Source organism: Novipirellula artificiosorum (genome assembly GCF_007860135.1).
Taxonomy (GTDB): Bacteria; Planctomycetota; Planctomycetia; order Pirellulales; family Pirellulaceae; genus Novipirellula_A; species Novipirellula_A artificiosorum.
This window is the reverse complement of the sequence record NZ_SJPV01000001.1, coordinates 686,932-711,056: the sequence shown is the minus strand read 5'-3', so window position 1 is coordinate 711,056 and position 24,125 is coordinate 686,932. Positions and strand designations below refer to the sequence as shown.

Below are 24,125 nucleotides of genomic sequence, written 5' to 3'. Positions count from 1 at the left end.
GAAATTCGATTTGGGAACGAAAATGCCCGAACCGTTGACTCGGTAAGAGGGTCTGCTTTAAGATGACGCCGATGAACAACCCTCGAAATCTCCTAGCGAATTCGCGATTACTCCGTTGCGACGGTGGGGGATGAGGGTCTGTTTGGTCCGCAAAAAGCGGTCAATTACGAAAAAGACATGCAACCCGAGTCGCCAAGCGACTCGGGTTTTTTTATGGTTTGTGTTCACCAACTTATTTTTCGAAAGGGGTATCAAGCGATGCCACAGTCCAGCCAAGAGAACGAAAACGCCAAGGAACCGGCGACCACCGTACCCGAGTCACGGAGGATCCGTATCTTCGATACGACCTTGCGCGACGGCGAGCAATCGCCGGGTGCGAGCATGAACTTGGCCGAAAAGTTGGAGGTCGCTCAGGCCCTGACCGAGCTGGGGGTGGACGTCATTGAAGCCGGATTCCCGATCGCGTCGCCCGGTGATTTTGAATCGGTGAAGCAAATCGCGATGACGGTCCGCGGCTCGACGATTTGTGGCTTGGCTCGTTGCAGTGACAAAGACATCGACGCGGCCTGGGAAGCGGTCAAGCATGCGCCCCAGGCTCGGATCCATGTCTTCTTGGCGACCAGTGCGATTCATCGTGAGTTCAAACTTCGGATGACACCGGATGAGATTGTCGAACGAGCGGTGGCGGGGGTTCGCCGAGCGGCAAAGTACTGCGATGACGTTGAGTTTTCCCCCGAAGACGGTTGTCGAACCGAGCATGATTTTCTGTGCCGAGTTGTCGAGGCCGCAATCGAAGCGGGGGCGACAACCATCAATGTGCCCGACACCGTTGGCTACACGACTCCGAATGAAATTTTTGAACGCTTCACCATGCTGCGGCAGCGCGTTCCGAACATGGACAAGGCGATCTTAAGCACGCATTGTCACAACGATCTTGGTATGGCGGTCGCCAACAGTTTGTCGGCTGTGGCGGCAGGTGCGGGCCAGATCGAATGCACGATCAATGGAATTGGCGAACGTGCCGGCAACGCGGGACTCGAAGAAGTGGTGATGGCCTTACAGACACGGCGTGATTATTACCATTGTGAAACCCGAATTGTGACCAAGCGGTTGGTTCCGACCAGCCGTTTGGTGAGCAAGACGACCGGTTTGCAGGTTCAACGCAACAAGGCGATTGTGGGACGCAATGCCTTCGCGCATGAATCGGGGATTCACCAAGATGGCATGCTGAAAGAGCGCAGCACCTACGAGATTATGTTGCCGGAGGAAGTCGGTTTTGCAAAAACGGATTTGGTGTTGGGGAAACATAGTGGCCGCGCTGCATTGGCCGACCGAGCGAGGACGCTCGGGTTCACCTTGACGAGCGAGCAGTTGCAGTCGGTTTTTGAGCAATTCAAACATCTTGCTGATAAGAAGAAAGAAATCTACGACGGCGACATCATCGCCTTAGTTCAGAATCAAATCAGTGGTGCAATGGACCAGGAATGGGCATTGGAGGAGTATCAAGTCACCAGCGGCACGGGACGCACACCTTCGGTACAGGTCACGCTTCGACATGGTGACACCGAGCACACCGAGAAAGTGGAGCAGGGCGATGGGCCCATCGATGCCGCTTTTTGGGCGGTCGAAAAAATCACGGGAATCGAACTGATCTGCAAAGACTTCTCGGTGCGCAGCGCCACGCTCGGCCGCGACGCGATTGGCGAAGTCAACTTAGAAGTCGAACACAAAGGCCGTAGTTATCGCGGTGTGGGTGTCAGTACCGACAGCGTCGAAAGCACGATTTTGGCGATGTTAAACGCAATCAACCGAATCATCGGCGAAAAAACGTAGGGCGGTGCGACCGCGAGCGAAGCGAGCTACCGCTCGAATTCCATTAGCCCGCTCCCGTTGGTCGCTGGAATCGTTACCAAATAACATCAAATTCAGCGATAACGGAGGTAGGGCGGTGCGACCGCAAGCGAAGCGAGCTACCGCTCGAATTCCGTTAGCCCGCTCCCGTTGGTCGCTGGAATCGTTACCAAATAACATCAAATTCAGCGATAACGGAGGTAGTGCGGTGCGACCGCGGCTACTTTTCTTTCCCGAAATCGTCCAAGAGACGCGTCTCATCGTCCGATTCGTCGGACGTTTGCATACGCAGTTCGCCGGTGATTGGATCGGGATGAAGTTGCAGCGTCTCCTCACTGGGTTCGAAGGTCCCCTCATCGCGGAGCGGCGTGATGCGAGCATCGTCGTCGCCCGTCTCGCCAAGCGATTCTCCGAGCGCGAGCGGCTCTGCATCGGCTTGTGCATCGATCGCCGTCGCGTCGGGAGGCGTGTTTTCTGGTGAATCGTCGACGAGTTCCACATCGGCGACTTCGACGATTTGGATTTCGTCTTCGCTGGGCAGCGGATCGAGTTCGGCAGCATCGTGGATTTCGATGGCCATTGGAGTCATGGGACGTTTCAGAAAAATCTCTTCGACGTTGCCTCGCAGGATGCGGTAGCCGAGCTCGATGGCGCGTTCTTCGCTCCATCCGTTGCGACCGACAAAATGTTCTGCCAGAACGTCGGCCAACACTTGTCGATACATGTCGAACTTGGGCCAGACGAACTCCAACTTATAGGCGTCGCTGTAGTATCCGATCTGTTTGGTCGCCGGCACCGCTTCCAAACGCGCCAAGGCATCTCGTTGGATGAACGAAGGTGTGTTGCTGTACCACCAATGACCGTTCGTGATCACGTTGGGGAAAATCCATGCATAACTAACCAATTCCTGGTTCGTCACGCTTGCCAGCACCGAGATGGGGAACGTGACGTCCTTAAAGGTGTTGAACAATTGGCGATATTGGATCAGCGAAACGCGACTGTCATAAAGGTCTTGGCCCTGGTAGACACCGTCCGCATAGACACCTCGATTGACGCCGATCATCAAATCGAACGGTAACTGAAACTCGTCACATAATTCGGCGATCATCCAAAATGCGGTGCGCGAGAACGCAGACTTCTGTGACTCATCGGCTGACTCGCTTTGCTGGAGCATGGCGGAAAGGGAGTTCGTCGCTCGGCCCTCATTCACGATGATCGGTTCAAAGCTTGGAGGTAACGAAATCGCACAAGCGCGAGCGCCGTTGGCGGTGAAATGTTCAAACCGTTGCCGAAGTGCTTTGCGTAAACTGCTGAGCGATCCCGTTAGCGAAACGCCACTTGAACGTTCCAGTCGATCACGGGTTTCCCGTTGATGGAATTTGAAAACCAGATCGTCCGTTCGGAGGCAAGGGATGTAGGTTTCGGTATCGAAGCCAGCCAATTCGTCATCGAAGTCGTTCGTCAAAAAGACGGATCGAACGTTACTTTGTTTGAGCACGGTTTGCGACCAATCGGCCGCTGACATCACTTGTTCGGATCGGTCGTAGAGTTCTTCCCAGTTGGACGTGTCGATGCGATCGAACGGAAAATCAAAGAACTTTTGGCAGATCGCGATCAGCCATCGGTATTGAGACGTGTTCTCAATGGGCTGCAGATTCTCAACCAACCGGCGAACCAATTCCTTTGGGGCGATCCCCGTTTCCTCAATCTGGTCCTTGGGCATGCCCGCCGAATGGGACAATTCTGTGTAATAGTGATAGCCAAGCAGGTCCGCCAAGGTCCGAGAAGCAGGAGCGTGCGGGTTAATGTGGGTGTGAGGATCGATCAATTCGATCGATTGAAGCGACTGATAAATGGTTTCGTGTGCGGGGTGAGACATGGTTCGCGCTGATGGGGATCTTTGTCTGGGAAAGGGTGTTCAGAAAATGGGCGAACACAGCATACAACGAATTTCCATTTTTTGCTCCACGTGTATACGTGTGTTTACATTGCGGTGTTCTTTTCTGCCTTAGAATTGGCAACCTGGAACGAATGAGAAAGTGTCAAAGTCGAAGCAAGGCAGTCTCAAGGAAGCGATTATGCCGAATGGTCACCCTTTTTCTGAGGCGATAGGGGGCAAAAACATTTCACCCTTGGGATGCCAACGCTCTACAATGGAACCGCACCACGGTACCCCGTTTCGATGCGTTTGGAGTTTGCGTTTTGAAGTTCTCAAATGATCGCCCGGACTCGGTTGATGATCCGCTGGACGACAGCAACTACGTCAACGAGTTTCGAGAACTGCGTTTTGACTCGGCCGATGCTGATGAGCACGGCGAGAGTGAGCAACGATTGGTCCACGCGATCGTGGCTCCACCCGTCGTGGAATCGTTCGTGGGTCAAGAAGACACGCGATCCGCAGACGCGAACAGGGCGATCGAGGCGGAGGTTTCGAGCGAGGAGAGCGACGGGCCTGCGGAACCGCCCCAAAGAACGCGTCAGCCTGATCCCATTGTTCAAAGTTTGATGTTGTTAGCGACGATGGCGGTGATGTTGGCCGCTGCTCGTTTTGCGGTGCCTCAGATTGTCGAAGAGATTCGCTATGCATGGCATCGTGGCGAGCTTCGTGCCGAATACGATACGGGGAACGAAGGGCTGAAAAACGTATCGCTCGATAGTTTGAGCCAAGCCTATCAGATGGTCACGGCAGCAGTCGGCCCCAGTGTGGTTCACATTGAAGTGGCTCGAAAGCTTGACACGCATCATTCAGCGGTCGCAAGATTCACGCGTTCGGACGCATCGATGGTTGCGGACCAAGGCAGTGGTGTGATTATTGACGAGGCGGGTTACTTGGTGACCAATCGACATGTCATTGCGGATGGCGAAGGGATCACCGTGACGCTGAGTGATGGTCGTCGGACCCCTGCGACGGTTGTCGGAACCGATGCTTTGACCGATGTTGCGGTATTGAAGATTCAAGCGGATCGGTTGATGCCCATTGCTTGGGGCGACAGCGATCGATGTCGCGTCGGTTCGCCGGTTTGGGCGGTCGGCAGCCCCTTTGGGCTTGACCGTACCGTGACGTTTGGGATTTTGAGCGGCAAGCATCGCATGGTCCGTGCCAGTACCCAGTACCAAGATTTCATGCAGAGTGATGTGGCGGTGAATCCAGGCAATAGTGGTGGTCCGTTGGTCGATGCCCGTGGCCGTTTGGTGGGAATCAATACTGCGATCGTCGGCGAAACGTACCAGGGGGTCAGCTTTTCGATCCCCAGCAACGTGGTGCATCAAGTTTACGAGCGTTTAAAGGCAACGGGAAAGGTCGAACGCGGATGGTTGGGCGTTGGATTGACCGATGTTGCCGACAACCAATTGATCGGGGACGACGCGCGGGTGCGGGGAGCGGTGATCAGCACGGTGACCGACGGGGAGTCACCGGCATCGGTGGCGGGGTTGAAAGCAGGCGATTTGATTCTCCGCGTGAACCGTCAAGCGGTCGCGGATGTCGGCCATTTGATGCGGATGATCGGCGATTCGGTGGCCAACACGGTCGTCGAACTCGAGATTTACCGTGATGACCAGAAGATGACGTTGCCCGTTCGCCTCGGAACTCGCCCCGGATTCTGAACGCTCGCCGCAATTTGCAGCCCGCTGCTTCCAAATGCCGCTACGGGAGGGTGTTTTTCGCCAATTGCATGAAAAGCATCTCTGGCTACCATAGGGGCTGACAATCCTTGTTGGAGTTCACGTCGTTGCGTGTTGGTTCCAACGCAATCGCAGAAACCCCAACCTGATTCAGAACTCCCCACCCCAAGCATTTCGCATGATGTACCTCCACAACCGACCGGCTGTTTCCTTCAGTCTTGGTTTTGCTCTCTGTGTTTCCTGGACCGCGTCGACCGTTTGGGCGGACGCCCCCGATGCGGCTTCGATCGGAATCGCCAAGGAAAAGCCCGCCGAAGGCGCCGCTGTCGAAGTCGAAGGCGGGTTCATGGTCCCTTACAGCTTGGTCATTCCCGGTACCGACGTCACGATCGACATGGTGCCGGTCCCCGCTGGGACGTTCAAGCTGGGTAGCCCCGAAGACGAAGCGGATCGAAATGACGATGAAGGCCCGCAGATCGAGGTCAACGTGGATCCGATGTGGGTGGCCAAAACCGAAACCACTTGGGGGCAGTATCGCGAGTACATGAAGCTTTATTCGATCTTCAAGGAGTTCGAAGCCAGTGGAGTTCGGCCGGTGGATGATTCCAACAAAGTCGATGCAATCACGGCGCCGACCGAATTGTACGACCCGAGCTTCACCTACGAATATGGCGAGGACGACGATCAACCAGCGGTGACGATCACACAGTACTCTGCCCAGCAGTTCAGCAAATGGCTCAGCCGTGTCAGCGGCCAACAGTTGCGATTGCCGACAGAAGCCGAGTGGGAATACGCGGCACGCGGTGGAACCACAACGGCCTACAGTTGGGGCGACTCGGTCGACGAGATTGACGACTACGCGTGGTTTTTTGACAACGCCGACGACGGCCTTGGTGCGGTGGCAAGTAAGGAGCCAAACCCGTTTGGGCTGTACGACATGCATGGGAACGCTGCGGAGTGGACGATCAACCAGCACACCCCAGATGGGTATCAAGCCTTTGCCGATAAAGCGCCGCTTCGTGCGATTGACGTCGTCAATTGGCCGAGCACGTCGTCCGAGTGTGTGGTGCGTGGCGGCAGCTTCTTGATGGATGCTGAGCAATTGCGAAGTGCGGCGCGAATGGCCTCCGATGATGCTCCTTGGAAGGAAGACGACCCCAACTTCCCGCGCAGTCCGTGGTGGTTCACCAGTGAGGACGGTCGTGGTGTGGGCTTCCGCATCGTCCGCTCTTATCAACCGCTCGACACGGAGCTGATCAAAAAGTTTTGGGAACCCAATGCCGAAGAAGTGGTTGACGATGTAGAATCCCGCATCATGGGCGGTCGTGGCGGCTGGGGGCTGGTGGATCCAGAGCTCCCCGCAGCGATCAAAGAATTGAAGAAGTAGTTCGGGTGTTCTCCTGAACTCCATGCTTCACTTTTCATTTCAACACATTCTTTCGGAATAACTTCTGTGTACGAGACTCTCGCAGTCGTTGGTGCTACCGGTGCCGTTGGACGAATCGTTCTCGAGCAATTGCAGAAACGCAATCTGCCGTTCAAAAAGCTCAAACTCCTCGCCTCGGAGCGTTCGGTGGGCAAGGAGGTCCGCTACAACGGCGAGGTGATCCAAGTCGAGTTGCTTGCCCCGGGGGCGTTCAAGAATGTCGATTTGGTCATCGGCAGCACGCCCGATGAAATTGCAGCCGAATTTGTGCCCTATGCGGTCCAAGAAGGTGCGATCGTCGTGGACGAAAGTGGGTATTGGCGGATGGATCCTAAGGTTCCCTTGATCATCCCCGAAGTGAATCCCGAAGCGGCTGAAAAGCACGAAGGCATTTTGGCAAGTCCCAACTGTAGCACGACGCAAATGGTCGTCGCACTCGCTCCCCTGCATCGTGCTGCGAGAGTGAAACGCGTGGTCGTCAGTACGTACCAAGCAACCAGCGGTGCGGGTTTGCCAGGAAGCGAGGAATTGAACGACAGTGTCCGCAGTGCGCTTGTCGGGAAGACACATCCGCCAAAAACGTTCCAGCACCCGATTGGTTTTAACCTGATTCCTCAGATCGGATCGGAGAAGTACGAAGGCTACACCAGCGAAGAAATGAAGATGGTGTACGAAACTCAGAAAATCTTTGGTGACAATCAGATCCAGGTTTGCCCGACCTGTGTGCGAGTGCCGGTTGCCACGGGACATAGTGAGTCGATTTTAGTGGAAACGGAAAAACCGTTGTCCGTTGAAGAGGCAACAAATTTGTTTCAAGCATTTGACGGCATCACGGTCGTCGACGATTTGTCGAACAAACGGTACCCGATGCCACGCGATTGCGACGGCAAGGACGATGTGTTTGTGGGTCGGATTCGCAAAGACATCAGCAGCTCGAGCGGGATCGCTTTTTGGTGTGTTAGCGATAATCTGCGTAAAGGTGCTGCGACGAACGCGGTTCAAATCGCAGAGCTCTTAATGAAACGATCGTAGTGCGGCACGGCCGCAGGCGAAGCGAGCTCCCTTGGCAATTTTTTTGAAAACACCGCAACATTGAACCCCAACGATCGTGCGCACGTTCAAGATCACTGTCGCCTATGACGGAGTTGATTTCGCCGGTTGGCAAATTCAGCCACGGCGAACGACCATCCAAGGCATGCTCGAACGGGCATTGGTGAAGTTGACGGGTCAGCGCGTGGCGGTAACGGGCAGCGGTCGGACCGATTCAGGAGTTCATGCGCTCGCTCAGGTCGCCAGCTTCCGTACACCCAATTGGCGAGCGACCGCGGCGGACCTGGCGAATGCGATGAATGTCCATTTGCCACCGACCATCGTCGTGCTCGAGTGTGTCGATGCTCCCGATGATTTTCATGCGATCGCGGATGCTGTTGGTAAACGCTATCGCTATCAGTTACAGATCGGTGGTACGCGAAGTGTTTTCGATTATCGCTACTGCTGGCAGATTCATGGCGACATCCATCTCGATGCGATTGCGGCTGCCTGCGAATCCTTTGTCGGTCAACACGACTTCAGCAGTTTTCAAGGCTCACGAAGTCCTCGTAAGACGACGGTCCGGACGGTTCGTGCGTGTGATCTGCTGCGTGAGTCCACTTCCCTTCACCACGGAGAGCGGATTGTGATCGAAATCGAAGCCGATGGTTTTCTCTACAACATGGTTCGCAACATTGTTGGGACCCTGATCGAGGTCGGCAAAGGTAAGCACGATCCTTCATGGATTGCCGACGTGCTGGCCGCACGAGATCGTGACGCGGCCGGCCCTACCGCGCCGCCGCAAGGATTGTTTCTGCAGCGAGTCGATTATCGGCCGTTTGCTTAGCTGGACCGCGCCACTTCATGAGCGGCTAGCGCCTTGCCGCTCAGTCCAAGATTAACTGGGCAAATTTCGGTAAATCGCCCACCCGGACGTTCGTAGTGCACCTGCAGGCTGCTGCCGAACGACGCGGTCCTTGTGAAGATTTCAAGAAGCATTCATGAGCACTCTCACCGTTGGGTGGTGAAACGCCCCTTGCATCGTTTTCGCTTTCGGACAAACAACAACTGCGCGCCGTCTTCACCGTTTCTTCATCGGCTTGGCTTGTCGGGTCGTTAAAACATGGAGTATTCAGCCGTCTGCTTCGAGTCCCTTGTTCACTCGTTTGCCCGATCCCTCAATCATGAATGGAAACGTGATCACTGCCGCTCAACCCACGCTCGATGAACCGACGCGGTCGCTCGTGCGTCGTTGTCTTTCTGCAAGCTTGGTTCAGATCGAGGACATCAAGAAGGTGGTTGCTTCGATGATGGCCGAGAATGCGACCTTCACAGCGGAGCGATTGGCCGATGGGTTGGTGGGTGCCGAACTGCTAACGCGTTGGCAAGCGAATAAGCTTCTTGCTGGCAAGTGCCGTGGCTTCTATCTCGGTAGCTACCGGTTGCTGCGACCTCTGGGCAAAGGAGGCATGGGGGTTGTTTATCTGGGCGAACATCATGTGATGAAGCGATTGATGGCTCTGAAAATCTTGCCTCCCGAATCGCTCCGAGACAAACGACGTATTGAACGATTTAAAGAGGAAGCGCGAGCCTCCGCCCAGCTTGATCATTTGAACATCGTTCGCGCCTATGACTTCTCTCAAGCAGGTGGCAAGGTTTTTATCGTCATGGAGTACATTGATGGTGTGGACTTGCAACATGCCGTCACTCGAGACGGAGTGATGAGCATTCCGTTGGCGCTCGACGTGATTCGGCAAGCCACCGGCGGACTTGCTCACGCTCATGACCGTGGGATCATTCATCGTGATATCAAACCCTCGAATTTGCTGTTGCGTAGCGACGGTGTCGTGAAGATCAGCGACATGGGCTTGGCCCGGATCGGATGGATGGGAGTCGACGACGAACTCGGCAGCGGTCGATTGATAGGAACCGCAGATTTCGTCGCCCCGGAACAAGCGGTCAATAGCAAGAACGTCGATGCAAGAGCCGACATCTACTCGCTGGGCTGCACGTGGTTCTATTTGCTGACGGGGCGACCTCCCTTCACCGGTGAAAGTGTGGCTCAACGATTGGCCAAGCACCAAACAGCGACTCCACCCGATGTCCGCTCTTTGCGACAGGATTGTCCGGCAGCGATTGCCGAGTTGGTCAGCCGTATGTTGGCAAAACGTCCTGAAGATCGACCCAAATCAGCGGTCGATTTGCAAGCTCAACTTGATCGCTTGTCGAGTCGGTTGGGAATGGGGACACCTTCGCGGCAGCAGTTTGAACGAATCGCACCGGCAGGGGAGCGGGTCGTCGACGAGTCGTTGTATCAAGCCACCATTGACGATACCTCTCTTTCGTCCGATGGTCAGGTAACGGTGGCAGCCGAAGTGGAGGAGCTCGACTTTGGCAGCTTACCGCCAATCGACATCAGCAAGGTGGTGATGGCGTATCAACCAACGCCCAATCGTTTGTCGGACCGCAGTGGTGGTTCTTTGAAGGCGAAGGCGGGGGCCTCTTCGGATTCCAAACAGATGCTTTTGCTAGGCGTCGGACTCGCTGTCGCCGTGACCGCTTTGTTGGTCGTCGTCGGGATGTCGATTTTTACGCTTGCGAGTTCCCCGAAAGACATCGTACCTCAGAAAATAAAGAAAATGGAGGACAGTCAAGGTGGGCAGTTTATCATTGTTACCAACTAAATCAGCAACCTCGAATGAAGACCGGGTTGTCGACACCATGATCGTTCAGCTGGTCCTTGCAGCCGGCAGCCAAGCCGGTGTCACCGCGTCGATGCAACTCGGTTACTACATGATTGGGCGTCACGCGGAATGTCAGATTCGGCCGAAAAGCCGATCCGTCAGTCGCCGGCACTGCTTGCTGCATCATACCGAGACCGAACTGCGAGTGCTCGATCTGAATAGCGCGAGCGGCACCCGAATCAATGGCCAACGAATCGCACCAGGGCAGTGGATCGAGTTGACCGACGCCGACTCGCTTCGCTGCGGCAAGGTTGCTTTTGAGGTGTCGCTCCAGCGCAGGTCCGTTGCTGCGGCGACGGACGAAGACGACCGGGGGCATGAAAAAACACCGTCCACTTCGATGCTTCAAGGCGACGCCTGGCAGGAGTTAGACGTAGCAGGGCTATTGGAGTCCGCAGATGCGGCCGCGCGTGACGAACGTTATTCACGCATTCGCAGTCAAGCGATGCGGGCGGCAGCGGCCGAACTTGCCGAAGATGCGCAGTTGGTTGATACGCTCGTCGAACCCGATGAGCCGATCGCGAAGGAGAGACCCGCAGCCAAGCAAAGGGATCAAAGGTCGGCTGCAATGAAGCAGAGGCGGGCCGAACCGCGCCGAAGCAGCAAGTCCGCCAGCAGCCGATCGCTGCCATCACTCGCTCGATTTCGAAACGATGGATCGTTAAAGTGGATGGGTGCGGTCTTGTTGACGCTGTGCGTGCTCGGATTCTTGGGCTACTCGGTTTATCGTTTTAATGCGGGACCGCCGACGCGAATCCTCAGCGAAATTGACTGACTTTGGCCGCGGGTCGGCAAGGGGGATGCACCGCAGCAGAAAGATGCGAGAATGCGTTTTTACCTGTTTTCGCCTTCTGCTCCACCGAATTCAAGATGTCCCTGTTGCTGATCGTCGACGGATACAATGTCATTGCGCCCGTTGCCGGACCAGGGCGCTCGCCTGATGCCGATTGGTTGCAGGTTGAACGAAAGCGGTTGATCCGACGACTGTGCGAACATTTGCCAGAATCCGTTCGGCAACGGACTTGTGTTGTCTTCGATGCTCGCTGTCCACCGCGAAACCGAGCCCACCAATACACGGTCGGCGGCATGGAGGTTCGATTCGCCGTGGAGCAAGTGGAAGCGGACGATCTGATTGAGGAGTTGATCACGCAGCATACGGCGCCGAAACAATTGGCGATTGTGTCGGCGGATCATCGAATTCAGAATGCTGCCAAACGGCGCGGCGCGATTGCTTTCGATTCGCAGCCGTGGCTCGACGCGTTGCTCGAGGGAAAGCCGCAGCTCGCGATCGTCGTTGAATCGGCTAGCGAAGAGAGGGCAGGGCAGGGCAGTGGCAAGCCCAGTGGGGGGATGCCGCAGGAGGAAGTGGAACGCTGGCTGCGAGAATTTGGGTTCGAGCCCTAACCCGGATGATTCGTTGGAGTGGTAGGCTTTCGCCGATTGCGTGCTGGATCCTTGCTGAATCGGCTAAAGCCTAAGACTCCAACGTGCACAGTCTGTTTTTGACTCAATCGATGCTGCGTCGGCCGAGGTTGCCGTAGCGGTGGTAGTCATGCGAAATGGATTGTTCGTCCAAGTAACGTAAGCATTCAATGCGCCCGTCGATGACAACCGGTTCACGTACGACGGTCACGAAGTCTTCGGCACTCGCTTTGTCGATCTCCGGCGACGTCGACGAGCCTAACCGTCTCAAGCGGCCGACGTTTCCGTCCGCCATGCGAAGGGCCAATTCCGTTTGCGTTTCCTCGACGGGATGAATCAGTCCTGGAAAGACGTCGGCAACCGAGTTGAAGGTCGACGTCACTTCCGCTGCGACAGTCGGATCGAGTGACAAGGTGAGTTGCGTGTTCACGGCGATCGCGGCGGACACGCTGATGAGGGCATCTCGCAGTGAGTCGTTTGCATCAAAACGAAGGTTCATCGCGTCGGTGCTACGGTATCGTCGTAGGTTGTCCTGACCGACAAGTTTGAAGGTATCGTGCTGTTGCGCAAACTCTTGCTCGTTCGCAAGCAACTGCGATTGGCAGGCCATACGAATCGCGACGAGTGATTCGGCGTCAAGCAAATCGACCGCCTCCGAATGATCGAGCCATTGGCAAAACGGATTCGACGCCGTGGGAAGGTTGGACGGATGAGTCTCTGAGCGATTCTCGACATTCATGAGAGCCAACACGTAGTGCGGGCCTCCCGCTTTGACACCGGGACCATAAGCGCTCAGGCCGACTCCGCCAAACGGTTGCCGCAGCACGATGGCGCCGGTCGTTGGTCGGTTGATGTAGAGATTGCCGGCGTGGATCGTTTCTCGCCACAATTCGATTTCGCGCTCGTCAAGACTTTCGATGCCGCTTGTCAGACCATAGCCGGTGGAACGGATGATGGCGATCGCCTCCTCGAGTCGCGAAAACCGCATCACGCCAAGGACGGGTCCGAACAGTTCTGTCAAATGGGTGAAGCTGCCGGGGCGAATGTTCCATTTCACGCCAGGCCGGTACAGGTTCGGGTTGGCGACGACGTGCTCGGGAACGACGAGCCAGGACTCGTCCTCTTCCAGCGATTTCAGCCCACGGTTGAGCTCGGCTCGAGGCTTCGTGATCAGCGGCCCCATCCGAGTCGACAAGTCCCAACTTGAACCGACGCGAATGCTCTCGACGGCGTCGGCCAACAGGTCGCGAAAACGTTTGTCATGGAACACTTCGTCCTCGAGCAGCAGCAGCGAGGTGGCGCTACACTTTTGTCCGCTGTGTCCAAACGCCGATTGAACGACATGTTTGACGGCCAACTCACGATCCGCCATGGCGGTCACGATCGTGGCGTTTTTTCCGCCGGTTTCGGCCAGCAAGTGCAAGTCGGGGCGAGCCGTCAACATCCGCTTGGCGGTGGTCGTGCCGCCGGTCAAAATGACGGTGTCGATGCTTGGATTCTTGATCAATCCCGCCTCAGCCGTCTGACCGCTGCACGGCACGCACTGCAGGACGGATTCGGGAACCCCGGCGTCCCAAAACGCTCGACACAATTCCCATGCGGTCAAGACGGTTTGCGAGGCCGGCTTCAGGATCACGCGATTCCCAGCAGCCAGCGACGCGGCGATCCCCCCGCACGGAATCGCCAAGGGGAAATTCCATGGCGACACAACGGCTACGACACCGCGAGGACGCAAACGAATGGTGGGGTGGTTCCGCCAAATGTTGACCGAGAGCGGGTAGAATTCGCAAAAATCAATCGCTTCGCTCACTTCGGGATCGGCTTCGCTTACGGTTTTTCCACCATCGGCGACCATCACCGCGATCAGTTCGCCACGCCGATCTCGCAGATTTTGGGCGGTTTGCTGGAGCAACGCGTGTCGATGTTCGATCGTCGTGTTGGCCCAGTCTGATTCGTCGTTGACGGCTCGGTCCACGGCTGCGTGGACCTCGGGAATCGTTGCAGGAACGTAGCGGCAAACGGGGACGTCGGGCTGAGACGGGTCAAAGCAAGTCGCAACGTCCGCTTGCTTAGAAATGTTCGTCTGCGGTAAATCGACGCACTGGCCCTTCTTGGTCTTCATCACCGCTTCGATCCACTCTGCATTCCCAGGCAACGACCAATCCGTATCCGGCTCATTCACGAACCGTTCGAGTTCGGCTTTTGGGTTGCCTCCGAGCAAGTTCTTCGACGAAACGTCTTGTCCCACGCCTCGAACCAAACCGGCTCGCCTCGGTTCACCACTGACCGTTTCCATCGCCTCGAGCGATTTGCGAAAGCCATCGCTCAGCATTCGGAAATCGTCGCTATCGGGCGTCAGCCGATAGGTATGTCGTAAGAAATTCTCGGGCCCCGTGTTCTCATCAAGTCGTCGGATCAGGTAGCCGATCGCGTTGAGGAACCCATCACGAAAACAGGCGGGTGCGTAGAGGACCATGTCGATGTCCTCGGCAGAGATGGCGCGGCGCTGATGGTTCGCCATTCCTTCGAGCATCTCAAACTGCACGTTTGCCATCGCATTTTGTTCGTCAGCCCAAATCAGAGCGAGCGCGACATCAAACAGGTTATGGGACGCGACTCCGACACGAAGGCTGCCGGCGGATGCCGCGTCGATCAATAGACGCAGCATTCGTTTGAAGTTCGCATCGGTTTCGTGTTTGACGCAGTAGGTCGCGCTTGGAATGCCTCGGATCGATGCATCGACTCGCTCCATTTCCAAATTGGCGCCTTTAACCAAGCGAATCGTAATCGGTTGACTGCCGGACGCCACACGAGTTTTCGACCAAGCGATCAGCCGTTGCAAGACCCCCAATGAATCGGGGATATAGGCCTGCAACGCGATACCGGCATGCACAGAGTCCATCCCTTCGCGGTCGAGCGTGTCACACAAAATATCGGCCGTCAGATACAGGTCGCGATATTCCTCCATGTCAAGGTAGACGAACTTCTCGATGCCGGCTTCGGGGTCACTTTCGCTCATCGCGATACGGTAAAGTGATTCCAATCGATCGGAAACCTTCGCGATCGAATGATCGCGGGCAAGCGGCGAGATTTGGCTGTAGAGGGTCGAAATCTTGATCGACAAGCACTCCAACTCGGGCATCCGCAGTGCTTTGTAGCACTGCTCGATCCGTCGCCTCGCTTCGGCTTCGCCCAAGATGGCTTCACCGAGCAGGTTGACGTTCATTTGAACACCGTGGCTTTGACGGGCTTGCAGGTGTTCGGCGAGCAGGTCGGGTTCGGCCGGCAGGATGACGTTCGCCGTTTCTCGCCGCATCTTCTCTTTGACCATTGGTACCGCCACGCCCGGCAAGTATTCGCCGAACGATTGGAATCCGCGCAACATCGCTTGTTCGATGGGACTAAAAAATCGGGGGATGCCTTGGACGTCCAATAAGTGGGTCAATTGGTCGGCGACGCGGGCGGGCGAGTGGGTGCGGAAGGCCTGGTCGGTCATTTCGACGAGCGTCGCCTTATCTTCCGGATTACTGACCATCCGGTCGAATTCCGACTGTTGCCTCCGCTCTTGGGGGGTCTGGAGCTGAATCGCTTTTTCCAGCAGTTTGGCGGCCATTGCAATGGTTCGGTCTGCAAGTGATCCGTTTTGCCAAGAACGATTCATTTCAGGCAACCTTTCGTACTTAATCCCCGAAGCATAGAATCCTCTTCATCCATCTCTCACATTCCAGCGCTCCGCCGATCGTTTTCCCGTTTGGCTGGGCGAAAACTTACGAAGGAAAGCACGCAAACGATGAATGCTACAGCGACCGATTCCAATGCAATCACCGGCCGCGTCTTTAATTTCTCGGCTGGCCCAGCTGCGATGCCCGCTCCGGTACTGAAACAGTTGCAGGAAGAATTGCTCTGCTTGCCCGGTGCCGGTGCCTCGCTAATGGAACTGAGTCACCGCGGTCAAGTGTTCACCGATATTTTACACGATGCGGAAGGCACGATTCGAGCTCTGTATGGCATCAGTGACGATTATGCGGTGCTTTTTCTGCAAGGCGGCGCCGCTTTGCAGTTCTCGATGATTCCGGCCAACCTGATCCGCGGCAATGGCAAGACCGCTCAATACCTCGTTACCGGATCATGGGCCAAGAAGGCGCTTGGCGAAGCCAAGAAAGAAGGCAACGTTGAAGTGATCTACGATGCGAAGGATTCGAATTACGATCACGTACCAAGTCCAAGTGATTACAAGGTTCGCGAGGATGCGGCGTATCTCTATCACTGCAGCAACGAAACGATCCAAGGGGTCCAGTTCGGTGAAGAACCCGCCTGTCCGGCAGGCGTACCCTTGGTCTGTGACGCATCCAGCGATCTGCTGTCGCGGCCGCTTGAAATCAACAAGTACGGCATCTTGTACGCTTGTGCTCAAAAGAACGCTGGACCTGCGGGAGTGACGGTGGTGATCATTCGCCGCGACCTGTTGGATCATGCGCCGGCCGATTTGGCGGGCTACATGACCTATAAGAACCATGCCGACAACGATTCGATGTGGAACACGCCACCGACCTTCGCCGTGTGGGCACTCGGCAAAGTTGCCCGTTGGTTGGCCGATGACATCGGTGGGCTCGAAGCGATGCAGAAGATCAACGAGCAGAAAGCCAAAAGGTTGTACGATGTGATCGATTCCCATCGCGAGTTCTACTTAGGCCACGCCAAAGCGGAGTATCGGTCGAAGATGAATGTGACGTTTAATTTGCCGAGCGATGAGTTGCTTGGCAAATTCGTGAAGGAAGCCGCGGCGAACGAGTTGGCTTCGCTAAAAGGCCACCGCAGCATCGGTGGTATTCGTGCCAGCATCTATAACGCAATGCCTCGTGAGGGGGTCGAAGCCTTGGCGAGTTTTATGACCGATTTTGCCAGCAAGAACGGTTAGTTCTTGATTGCTGACGACGAACATTTGCAGCAATGATTTTTTTCGCATTGCCCCGAGGGGCAGGCCTTTCAACATCCACCGTCATTTCTATCCAAACCGAAACCATGCACCGTATCCTTGTTCTTGACGACATCGCCCAAGAAGGCATCGACATCCTCGAAGCGGAAGCGAACATCGAATACGAAGTTCGTACCGGATTGTCGGGCGAAGCCCTTCGTTCGGCGTTGAACGAATTCGATGGCGCCATTTTACGTAGCGGCGTAAAGATCACCGCCGAATCTCTTGAAGGTAACACCCGCATGCGTGCGCTGGTTCGCGCCGGAGTGGGAACGGACAACATTGACAAAGCCGCTTCGACTCGTCGTGGCATCGTCGTGATGAACACGCCGGCTGGAAACACGGTCAGCACGGCCGAACATGCCTTTGCTTTGATGTTAGCGCTCAGCCGTAACATCCCCGCAGCAAGCCAGAGTCTGGTCGAAGGACGTTGGGACCGCAAAAAGTTCATGGGCAAACAAGTCGCCGGCAAGACGCTGGGCATCGTCGGTATGGGACGAATCGGCCGCGAAATCGCATCGCGGGCGATCGCGTTCGAGATGAATGTCATCGCGTTCGACCCGTTCTTGACCGATGAACAGGCAGCTGCGATTGGGGTCAATCGAGTCGCGACGGTCGATGAGATGTTGCCACAAATCGACTACCTGACCGTTCACACACCGCTGACGCCTGAAACCAAAGGGTTGATCGGTCACGCCCAACTCGAAAAGGTCAAACCAGGACTTCGCGTGGTCAACGCCGCTCGCGGTGGCATCTACGACATCAATGCTCTCGTCGAAGGACTGAACAGTGGAAAACTTGGAGGCGTGGCGCTGGATGTCTACGAGAAGGAACCCTGCACCGACAATCCACTCTTCGGCATGCCCAATGTCGTCTGCACCCCGCACCTCGGTGCGAGTACCGAGGAAGCGCAAACTCAGGTTGCGGTCGAAGGCATCCACTTGTTGATCAAGTACTTGAAGACCGGTGAGATTCGCCATAGCGTCAATGTCGCCTCGCTCGACCCCAAAACCCTCGAAGAGCTTCGCGGCTACTTGAATGTGGCTCATCGAATTGGATTGCTGGCGGCCCAATGGCACGGTGGCGGAATCGATCAGGTGTCGATCACGTATCGTGGTGAGATCGCGTCGAAGGACACTCGCGTTGTGAACAATGCACTCTGTGCCGGTCTGCTTGAGCGAATTGTCGACGATGCGAACATCGTGAATTCGGAAATGCTCGTTCGCGAGAGAGGAATCGAGTTGAGCGAAGAAAAACGCCACGAAAAAGGCGCGTTTTCTTCGAGCATCACGGTCAAGGTATCCGGTGGTGGTCGAACGGTAACCGCAGGCGGTGCGGTGTTGGGCCAGAACATGCCACGATTGATCATGCTTGATGGATACCGGCTGGAGTCGTTTCTGGATGGCAAACTGTTGGTTTTCGCCCACAACGACGTCCCGGGCATCATCGGCCGCGTCGGAACGATCTTCGGCAGCCATGGGGTCAACATCGCTCAAATGGCTGTCGGTCGCGAAGGCAACGCGCCCGGTGGGCCTTCGATTGGCGTGTTGAGTCTCGATGGTGAGGTACCCGCCGAAGCGTTGGCGGAAATCGAGAGCATCGACGCGGTCACGCGAGTCAAAACGATCGACTTGCCTGCGGTCGGTGAGATGCCCAGCTGGTTGTCCTAGCCAATGTGCCGATTGCGATGCGTTGAGTTATAATCAACCAGCACCCGCTGGTTGACTCATCGCTTCTTCGAATAGGCTCACTCATGCAGCTTGTCAGATTGCTTCTTCTCAGCGTTTTTTGGGGCGCATTTTCCCTTTTGTCGGCCGTTGCAATCGAGCCCGACGCGGTTGCCAAGCCAACGTCAGCGGGGCTCCCCGAAAATGCAGGCCTGTTGCCCCAAGCCGCCGCGGCAGCGATGACGGTTCCGGACGGCTTTCAGGTACAACTGGCTGCTGGGGAACCGATGGTGCACCAGCCGATCGCAATGGCCTTTGATGCTCGCGGGCGGCTTCGGATTGCCGAGGCCCACACGTATCCGGTTCGGGCTCCCCAAGGCCAGGGCGAAGATCGAATCGTAATCCTCGAAGACACCGACCAAGACGGCTTGTTCGATGCTCGCAAGGTATTCGTCGAAGGATTGAATTTGGTCAGCGGCATGGAGCTTGGGTTCGGTGGCGTCTGGGTGGGTGCCGCTCCTTACTTGATGTTCCTTCCCGATCGAGATGGCGATGATCGGCCGGATAGCGCTCACTACGTTGGCAAGATTAGCGATCATGCATGGTGGGGCGGACGCAATGACGCGGCGCGGCATGACGATACCGCAGCCGCTGGTGGAGGGCATGCTCATTGTGGAGCCATGATTTACTTGGGCGACAATTGGCCCGATTCGTATCGAGGTTCCATTTTGATGGACAATATTCATGGCAATCGGATCAATAACGACATCCTTCATCGCAGAGGCAGTGGCTATCTCGCTTCGCACGGCCACGATTTTCTGTTTGCCAATGACCAATGGTTCCGTGGCATCAATCTAAAATACGCTCTGGACGGCACGGTCTACCTGATCGATTGGTACGACAAGAACGCATGTCACCGTGCCGATCAAGAGAGTTGGGATCGGACCAATGGTCGTGTTTATCGGATCAGCTATGGCGAAGCGAAGACCCGCCCAGTCGATCTATCGAAGGAATCGAACGATTCACTTGTCGCACTTCATTTGCATAAGCATGAGTGGTTCGCGCGGATGGCTCGGAAGATTCTGCAACAGCGATCAAGCAAGTTGCAGGACCGCTCGTCGTTGACCGCATCGCTGGAGCAAATCGCCTTTAGCGATGCTGCGGTGCCGCTTCGTTTGAGAGCGATTTGGACCTTGCAGGCATGCGGTCTTTTATCGCCCGTCCATCGTGATCGTCTTCGCCAAGAACAAGGGGATGAATCGGAATACTTGCGGGCATGGGCGGTTCAGCTCGATGCACCCGATGGGAAAGCGGACGATCTCGATGCGCTTGCCGACTTGGCTGCTTCCGATCCGTCGCCCGTCGTTCGCTTGGCACTCGCCAGTTTGCTGCAGCGTCTACCGCTCGATGACCGCTGGACAATTCTGGAACACCTGCTGAGTCATGCCGTCGACGTGGCGGACCACAATCTGCCGCTGATGCTTTGGTACGCGACGGAACCTTTGGTGCGGGATGACACGACCCGCTCGTTGGCTTTGGCCATGCAATCCGAGATTCCGATCGTGCGTCAGTACATTTATCGACGCGCCGCTGCCGATCCGACGGCGATCAACACCCTTTTGATTGCGCTGGGTGAGGTGGACAACCTCGACGCCCAGAAAGGGATGCTCGTAGAAATCACAACCGCGATCAAAACACAAGGCCGTTTGAAGATGCCTCCGCAGTGGCCGGCGGTCTATGAATCGTTGGCGGCCAGCACGGATGCCGCGGTGCGCAGCCAAGCACAATTCCTCACCGTCAAGTTTGGCGACGCATCCCTCTTTCCAAAACTGCGTGAAATTGCAACCAATGCGGAGGTGGAGCTCGCGGTGCGACGTAGCGCAATCGATGCACTGATCAGCGGGAAGGATCCCTTGGTTTTTTCGCTCTTGTTGCAACTGCTTGATGTCCCAGAGTTTCGTCAAAAGGCAGTCCGAGGGCTTGCCGGGGGGAGTGAACTTGTGATCGCGGAAACCCTTGTCGATCGCTATAGCCTGTTTTCGAACCAGGAGAAAGCCGATGCCGGAAAGTGCCACGCAAATCGATCCACAGCCGGGCCGCGTCAAGTGAAGATCGAGAAGCAAGTGAGTAAGACGTCGAGACTCCATTCGCGGAAGGTCCATGGGATTTATGCGTGATCAATCGCTGGACGGACACCCGCGTTGTTCTCGCTGCGCCCAAATCGCCCTGGTCAATTCACGATTTGGGTTTGCTGCACTGACACGATTTCTGCTGCTGGGCTACGTCGTGGCGGTGGTGTGCATCGTGGGTTGTCAGCGGGACGGTGCCGAGGAGGAGCCGCCTTCGGTGGCATCGGCTCCGGTCACCAAGCCGCACAAAGTGATCCTCAGCAGTGATGCGATGAAGCGATCGGCAAGCGAGGCGCTGCGCCGTGGCGACGTCGCTTCGGCGGAACAGTGGATTCGAAAGGCCTTGATGATCGAGCCCGAGGACGCCAGTCTTTTGGAATTGGCGGGTGATCACGCCGTTGCCACGCGGGACCTGGATGCCGCCGTCAGTTTCTACCAAGAGGCGATCGATTTTTCCTCGATTCCGTCCAACACACGATTGGATAAATTGGGTCACACGTGGATGACGCTAGGGCGACCTTATGATGCGCTAAAGGTACTCGAGTCGGCGGTTAAGTTCCATCCAAAGGATCCGGCGATCCGGACCAACCTCGCTGGGTTGTATGCCTCGCTAGGCCTGCAACGCGAGGCGGGACCCCATTTGCAGTGGCTGGTCATGCGATCCCATGGGGGCGTCAATGAATTGGTCATGCTGTCGGATATGACTCGGCCGCAAAATGACAAGGCGATCATTGAATACGCGCAACAGCACTATCCCGACGACCTACGCCCTCAGTTCGCAACCGCTCGAGGCGAAGCCTATCAAGCGAATTGGAAGACCGTCGCTGAGTTGCTTGAGCCGGTCGTCGAGAAGTATCCGGAGTTTCAGGCGGCTTATGCGCACTATGGTCGTGCGCTCGCGGAACTCGGCGACGAGGCGGCGATGGCCGAGTGGATGGCGTCGCTGCCGGAACAGATGGAACAACAACCCCAGTACTGGATCGCCGCTGGGATCTGGTCGGAAAACCATGGCAACATTGAGCAGGCGACCCGTGCGTATTGGCAAGCGGCGCTGCTGGACGAGAACAACGGCGAAGCGTTGAATCGGTTAGCGGCGGGATTGGCCGAGTTGGGCATGCAGAAACCTTCACGCGTCGTGGCGGAGCGAGCCGGCCAGATCACCTCGATGCGGGATACGGTCGATTTGTTGAACCCCAAGCAGTACAACTCGCAGAAGATTACGGTTCAAGTGGCAAAGCAATTGCACGGACTCGGTCGCAGCTGGGAAGCGGCAGCTTGGTTGCGCGCGGCGTCGCGTATGACGGCCGAGCGGGATCCCACCCTTGCAGAGGTCTATGCCGAGATTCGAGGCGGAATGTCGGCGAAAACCCCTTGGCAAGATCCCGATTCTCTGATCGCGAGAAAAATGGATCTTGGTAGCTTGCCGAAACTCGATTGGAACGCGCAGCGAAGTCTTGCCTCGCAATCCAAAGGGAAGCAGTTCCATTCCATGATCCGGTTTTCGGATCAGGCAACGGATCGTGGATTGAATCACACCTGTGAGATCGGCAAAGCGGACCGTGGAGAATCGGGGCTTTGGATCTACCAAAGTGGCGGAGGCGCTTCGGCTGCGATCGATTTTGATTTGGATGGATGGTCCGACCTTTACTACACCAACCAAGACGGCACGCCGATGCAAAACGACTCGCTGCCGAACCGGTTGTTTCGCAATCGAGCAGGACGTTTCCAGGAGGTGACGCCCTGGGCTGGCGTCGGCGACACCGGGTACTCTCAGGGGGTGGCGGTTGCAGACGTCAATAGCGATGGCTTTCCAGATTTGCTAGCCGCAAGCATTGGAAGAAACCGTTTGTTCCAAAACAATGGCGACGGCACCTTCACCGACGTGACAGAGGAAGTGGGACTGCGTGGCAGCACGTGGACCACGTCGGTAGCATTTGCAGATATTGACCAAGATGGTTTTGTCGACCTGTTCGAAGTTGGCTATTGCAGCGGGAACGATGCCATCACGGTTCCTTGTCTTGATAAGGACGACCACTTGCCCTACTCGTGCATGCCAACGTCGTTCCCCGCTCAGGCGGATCGCGTTTGGCGAGGCGATTCCGAAGGGCATTTTACCGAGGTCACCAGCGATTGGCTTGGCAAGCATGAATATGGCCACGGTCTTGGACTTGTCGTCGGGCAACTCGACGAGATCCCGGGAATCGATGTCTATGTCGGCAACGACATGACCGCCAATCATTTCTGGTCGTCAACCAAGTCGGCCGATTCCGAGTTTCGATTGCGAGAGCAGGCGGTGATTCGAGGGCTGGCGGTGAACCGTCAATCGTTGTCACAGGCCTCGATGGGAATTGCTGTCGGTGACCCCGATGCGGACGGAGATTTCGACTTGTTTCTGACCCATTTTCTCGGCGAATACAACACGTACTATGAACAGGTCAGTCCCGGGATGTGGGTGGATCTTTCGTCGCGAGTCGGGTTGGCGGATCCTTCGATGGACATGTTGGCGTTTGGGACACAGTGGTTCGACGCCGATAACGATGGGACGCTGGAATTGATGCTTGCCAATGGCCACATCGATGACTATCGCAAAAATGGCGATGCCTATCGCATGCCGATGCATCTCTTTCATCGATCGACGAGCGGTCGTTGGAATCGACTGGATGCCTCCTCCTTGGGTGAGTATTTTTCGACGGAGCGGCTCGGGCGAAGCCTGATCAACGTTGATATCAATCGAGATGGGCTCGTGGACGCTTCGGTCACTCATCTTTTCGATCCGGTGTCGCTATTGATCAATGAGTCCGAAACCGACAACTCATCGATCACGCTGTTCCTGAAGAGTACGTCCGGGCAACCCGATGCGATTGGTGCAACGGTTACGATCGAGGTTGCGGGAAAACCGCTGGTTGCACAACTTCTTGGCGGCAACGGCTACCACGGTTCCAACGAGCGGTGTCTTCGCTTCGGACTCGGGCCTTCAAACGAAGCCAAAGACGTGGTGGTTCAGTGGCCCTCGGGGAAACGCGAACTCTTTGGGAATCTCTTCGGTGGCGATGACTACCTGATCGTCGAAGGTAGCGCCGAAGCCTTTTCGCTTGGACGACCTTAGCGCCCACTTGGTTCTTCGATCACGAGCATCTGGTTCAATTCGACTTCTTCGAGCACTTGTGTTTGACCGCTGGGCCAAAGGACCTTTAAAGTGCACGGCTGCTAAGTCGAAGTCACGTGCTGGTGGGGAGCGACGGCTTCGTTATAATCGTT

At 56.2% G+C, this 24,125-nt stretch carries 14 protein-coding genes and 1 pseudogene; 12 read left to right on the top strand and 3 right to left on the bottom strand.

Going from position 1 to position 24,125, the window contains the following annotated elements:
- Positions 1-258 precede the first annotated feature (258 nt).
- Positions 259-1,833: a 2-isopropylmalate synthase gene (locus Poly41_RS02415; RefSeq protein ID WP_146524306.1), complete on the top strand. Its 1,575-nt coding sequence runs from the start codon at positions 259-261 to the stop codon at positions 1,831-1,833.
- A 238-nt stretch (positions 1,834-2,071) separates the two neighbouring features.
- Here Poly41_RS02415 and Poly41_RS02410 read toward each other — a convergent pair whose 3' ends face one another.
- Entirely contained in the window at positions 2,072-3,730 is a 1,659-nt protein-coding gene (locus Poly41_RS02410) for a glucuronate isomerase (protein WP_146524305.1), read from the bottom strand.
- 401 nt (positions 3,731-4,131) lie between these two features.
- Here Poly41_RS02410 and Poly41_RS02405 point away from each other — a divergent pair, with 401 nt between their 5' ends.
- The 7 genes from Poly41_RS02405 (at position 4,132) to Poly41_RS02375 (ending at position 12,078) form a co-directional block, all read left to right on the top strand.
- Positions 4,132-5,457, top strand: a complete 1,326-nt coding sequence (locus tag Poly41_RS02405) for a S1C family serine protease (protein WP_390621403.1) — start codon at positions 4,132-4,134, stop codon at positions 5,455-5,457.
- A 196-nt stretch (positions 5,458-5,653) separates the two neighbouring features.
- Positions 5,654-6,862 carry a formylglycine-generating enzyme family protein gene (locus tag Poly41_RS02400; protein WP_146524303.1) on the top strand — a complete coding sequence of 403 codons (1,209 nt, stop codon included), beginning with the start codon at positions 5,654-5,656 and terminating at the stop codon, positions 6,860-6,862.
- 66 nt (positions 6,863-6,928) lie between these two features.
- Positions 6,929-7,933: an aspartate-semialdehyde dehydrogenase gene (locus Poly41_RS02395; protein WP_146524302.1), complete on the top strand. Its 1,005-nt coding sequence runs from the start codon at positions 6,929-6,931 to the stop codon at positions 7,931-7,933.
- 76 nt (positions 7,934-8,009) lie between these two features.
- Complete coding sequence (gene truA / locus Poly41_RS02390; protein WP_231615346.1) at positions 8,010-8,777, top strand: tRNA pseudouridine(38-40) synthase TruA; 768 nt, start codon at positions 8,010-8,012, stop codon at positions 8,775-8,777.
- Positions 8,778-9,126: 349 nt separating this feature from the next.
- A complete protein-coding gene (locus Poly41_RS02385; RefSeq protein WP_231615345.1) occupies positions 9,127-10,614 on the top strand; it encodes a serine/threonine protein kinase in 1,488 nt (495 codons plus the stop codon).
- 37 nt (positions 10,615-10,651) lie between these two features.
- On the top strand, positions 10,652-11,449 hold the full coding sequence (locus tag Poly41_RS02380; protein WP_146524301.1) for an FHA domain-containing protein: 798 nt from the start codon (positions 10,652-10,654) through the stop codon (positions 11,447-11,449).
- 95 nt (positions 11,450-11,544) lie between these two features.
- Positions 11,545-12,078 (top strand): NYN domain-containing protein, encoded by a 534-nt coding sequence (locus tag Poly41_RS02375; RefSeq protein ID WP_146524300.1) that lies wholly within the window; start codon positions 11,545-11,547, stop codon positions 12,076-12,078.
- Positions 12,079-12,181: 103 nt separating this feature from the next.
- Here the strand turns inward: Poly41_RS02375 and Poly41_RS02370 are convergent, their stop codons facing one another.
- On the bottom strand, positions 12,182-15,757 hold the full coding sequence (locus Poly41_RS02370) for a bifunctional proline dehydrogenase/L-glutamate gamma-semialdehyde dehydrogenase (protein WP_146524299.1): 3,576 nt from the start codon (positions 15,755-15,757) through the stop codon (positions 12,182-12,184).
- 129 nt (positions 15,758-15,886) lie between these two features.
- On the opposite strand from Poly41_RS02370, the gene serC reads away from it, so the two are divergent.
- The 4 genes from serC to Poly41_RS02350 all read left to right on the top strand — a co-directional run bounded on the left by serC (position 15,887) and on the right by Poly41_RS02350 (position 23,973).
- A complete protein-coding gene (serC, locus tag Poly41_RS02365) occupies positions 15,887-17,014 on the top strand; it encodes a 3-phosphoserine/phosphohydroxythreonine transaminase (protein ID WP_146524298.1) in 1,128 nt (375 codons plus the stop codon).
- 104 nt (positions 17,015-17,118) lie between these two features.
- Positions 17,119-18,741, top strand: coding sequence for a phosphoglycerate dehydrogenase (gene serA, locus Poly41_RS02360; protein WP_146524297.1), 1,623 nt, complete (start codon positions 17,119-17,121; stop codon positions 18,739-18,741).
- Positions 18,742-18,824: 83 nt separating this feature from the next.
- A complete protein-coding gene (locus tag Poly41_RS02355; RefSeq protein WP_146524296.1) occupies positions 18,825-20,915 on the top strand; it encodes a DUF7133 domain-containing protein in 2,091 nt (696 codons plus the stop codon).
- Positions 20,899-23,973 (top strand): CRTAC1 family protein, encoded by a 3,075-nt coding sequence (locus Poly41_RS02350; RefSeq protein ID WP_146524295.1) that lies wholly within the window; start codon positions 20,899-20,901, stop codon positions 23,971-23,973. Before Poly41_RS02355 ends, Poly41_RS02350 begins: the two co-directional genes overlap by 17 nt.
- Here the strand turns inward: Poly41_RS02350 and Poly41_RS35595 are convergent.
- Positions 23,970-24,059, bottom strand: a pseudogene (locus tag Poly41_RS35595) (hypothetical protein); the annotation flags it as partial. The gene Poly41_RS02350 and the pseudogene Poly41_RS35595 overlap by 4 nt on opposite strands.
- Positions 24,060-24,125 lie beyond the last annotated feature (66 nt).

Coding starts and splice junctions, on each gene's coding strand:
- Poly41_RS02355 (WP_146524296.1), top strand. CDS start 18,825: ATGCAGCTTGTCAGATTGCTTCTTCTCAGCGTTTTTTGGGGCGCATTT.
- serA (WP_146524297.1), top strand. CDS start 17,119: ATGCACCGTATCCTTGTTCTTGACGACATCGCCCAAGAAGGCATCGAC.
- Poly41_RS02380 (WP_146524301.1), top strand. CDS start 10,652: ATGATCGTTCAGCTGGTCCTTGCAGCCGGCAGCCAAGCCGGTGTCACC.
- Poly41_RS02410 (WP_146524305.1), bottom strand. CDS start 3,730: ATGTCTCACCCCGCACACGAAACCATTTATCAGTCGCTTCAATCGATC.
- Poly41_RS02400 (WP_146524303.1), top strand. CDS start 5,654: ATGATGTACCTCCACAACCGACCGGCTGTTTCCTTCAGTCTTGGTTTT.
- Poly41_RS02350 (WP_146524295.1), top strand. CDS start 20,899: ATGGGATTTATGCGTGATCAATCGCTGGACGGACACCCGCGTTGTTCT.
- Poly41_RS02370 (WP_146524299.1), bottom strand. CDS start 15,757: ATGAATCGTTCTTGGCAAAACGGATCACTTGCAGACCGAACCATTGCA.
- serC (WP_146524298.1), top strand. CDS start 15,887: ATGAATGCTACAGCGACCGATTCCAATGCAATCACCGGCCGCGTCTTT.
- Poly41_RS02415 (WP_146524306.1), top strand. CDS start 259: ATGCCACAGTCCAGCCAAGAGAACGAAAACGCCAAGGAACCGGCGACC.
- Poly41_RS02375 (WP_146524300.1), top strand. CDS start 11,545: ATGTCCCTGTTGCTGATCGTCGACGGATACAATGTCATTGCGCCCGTT.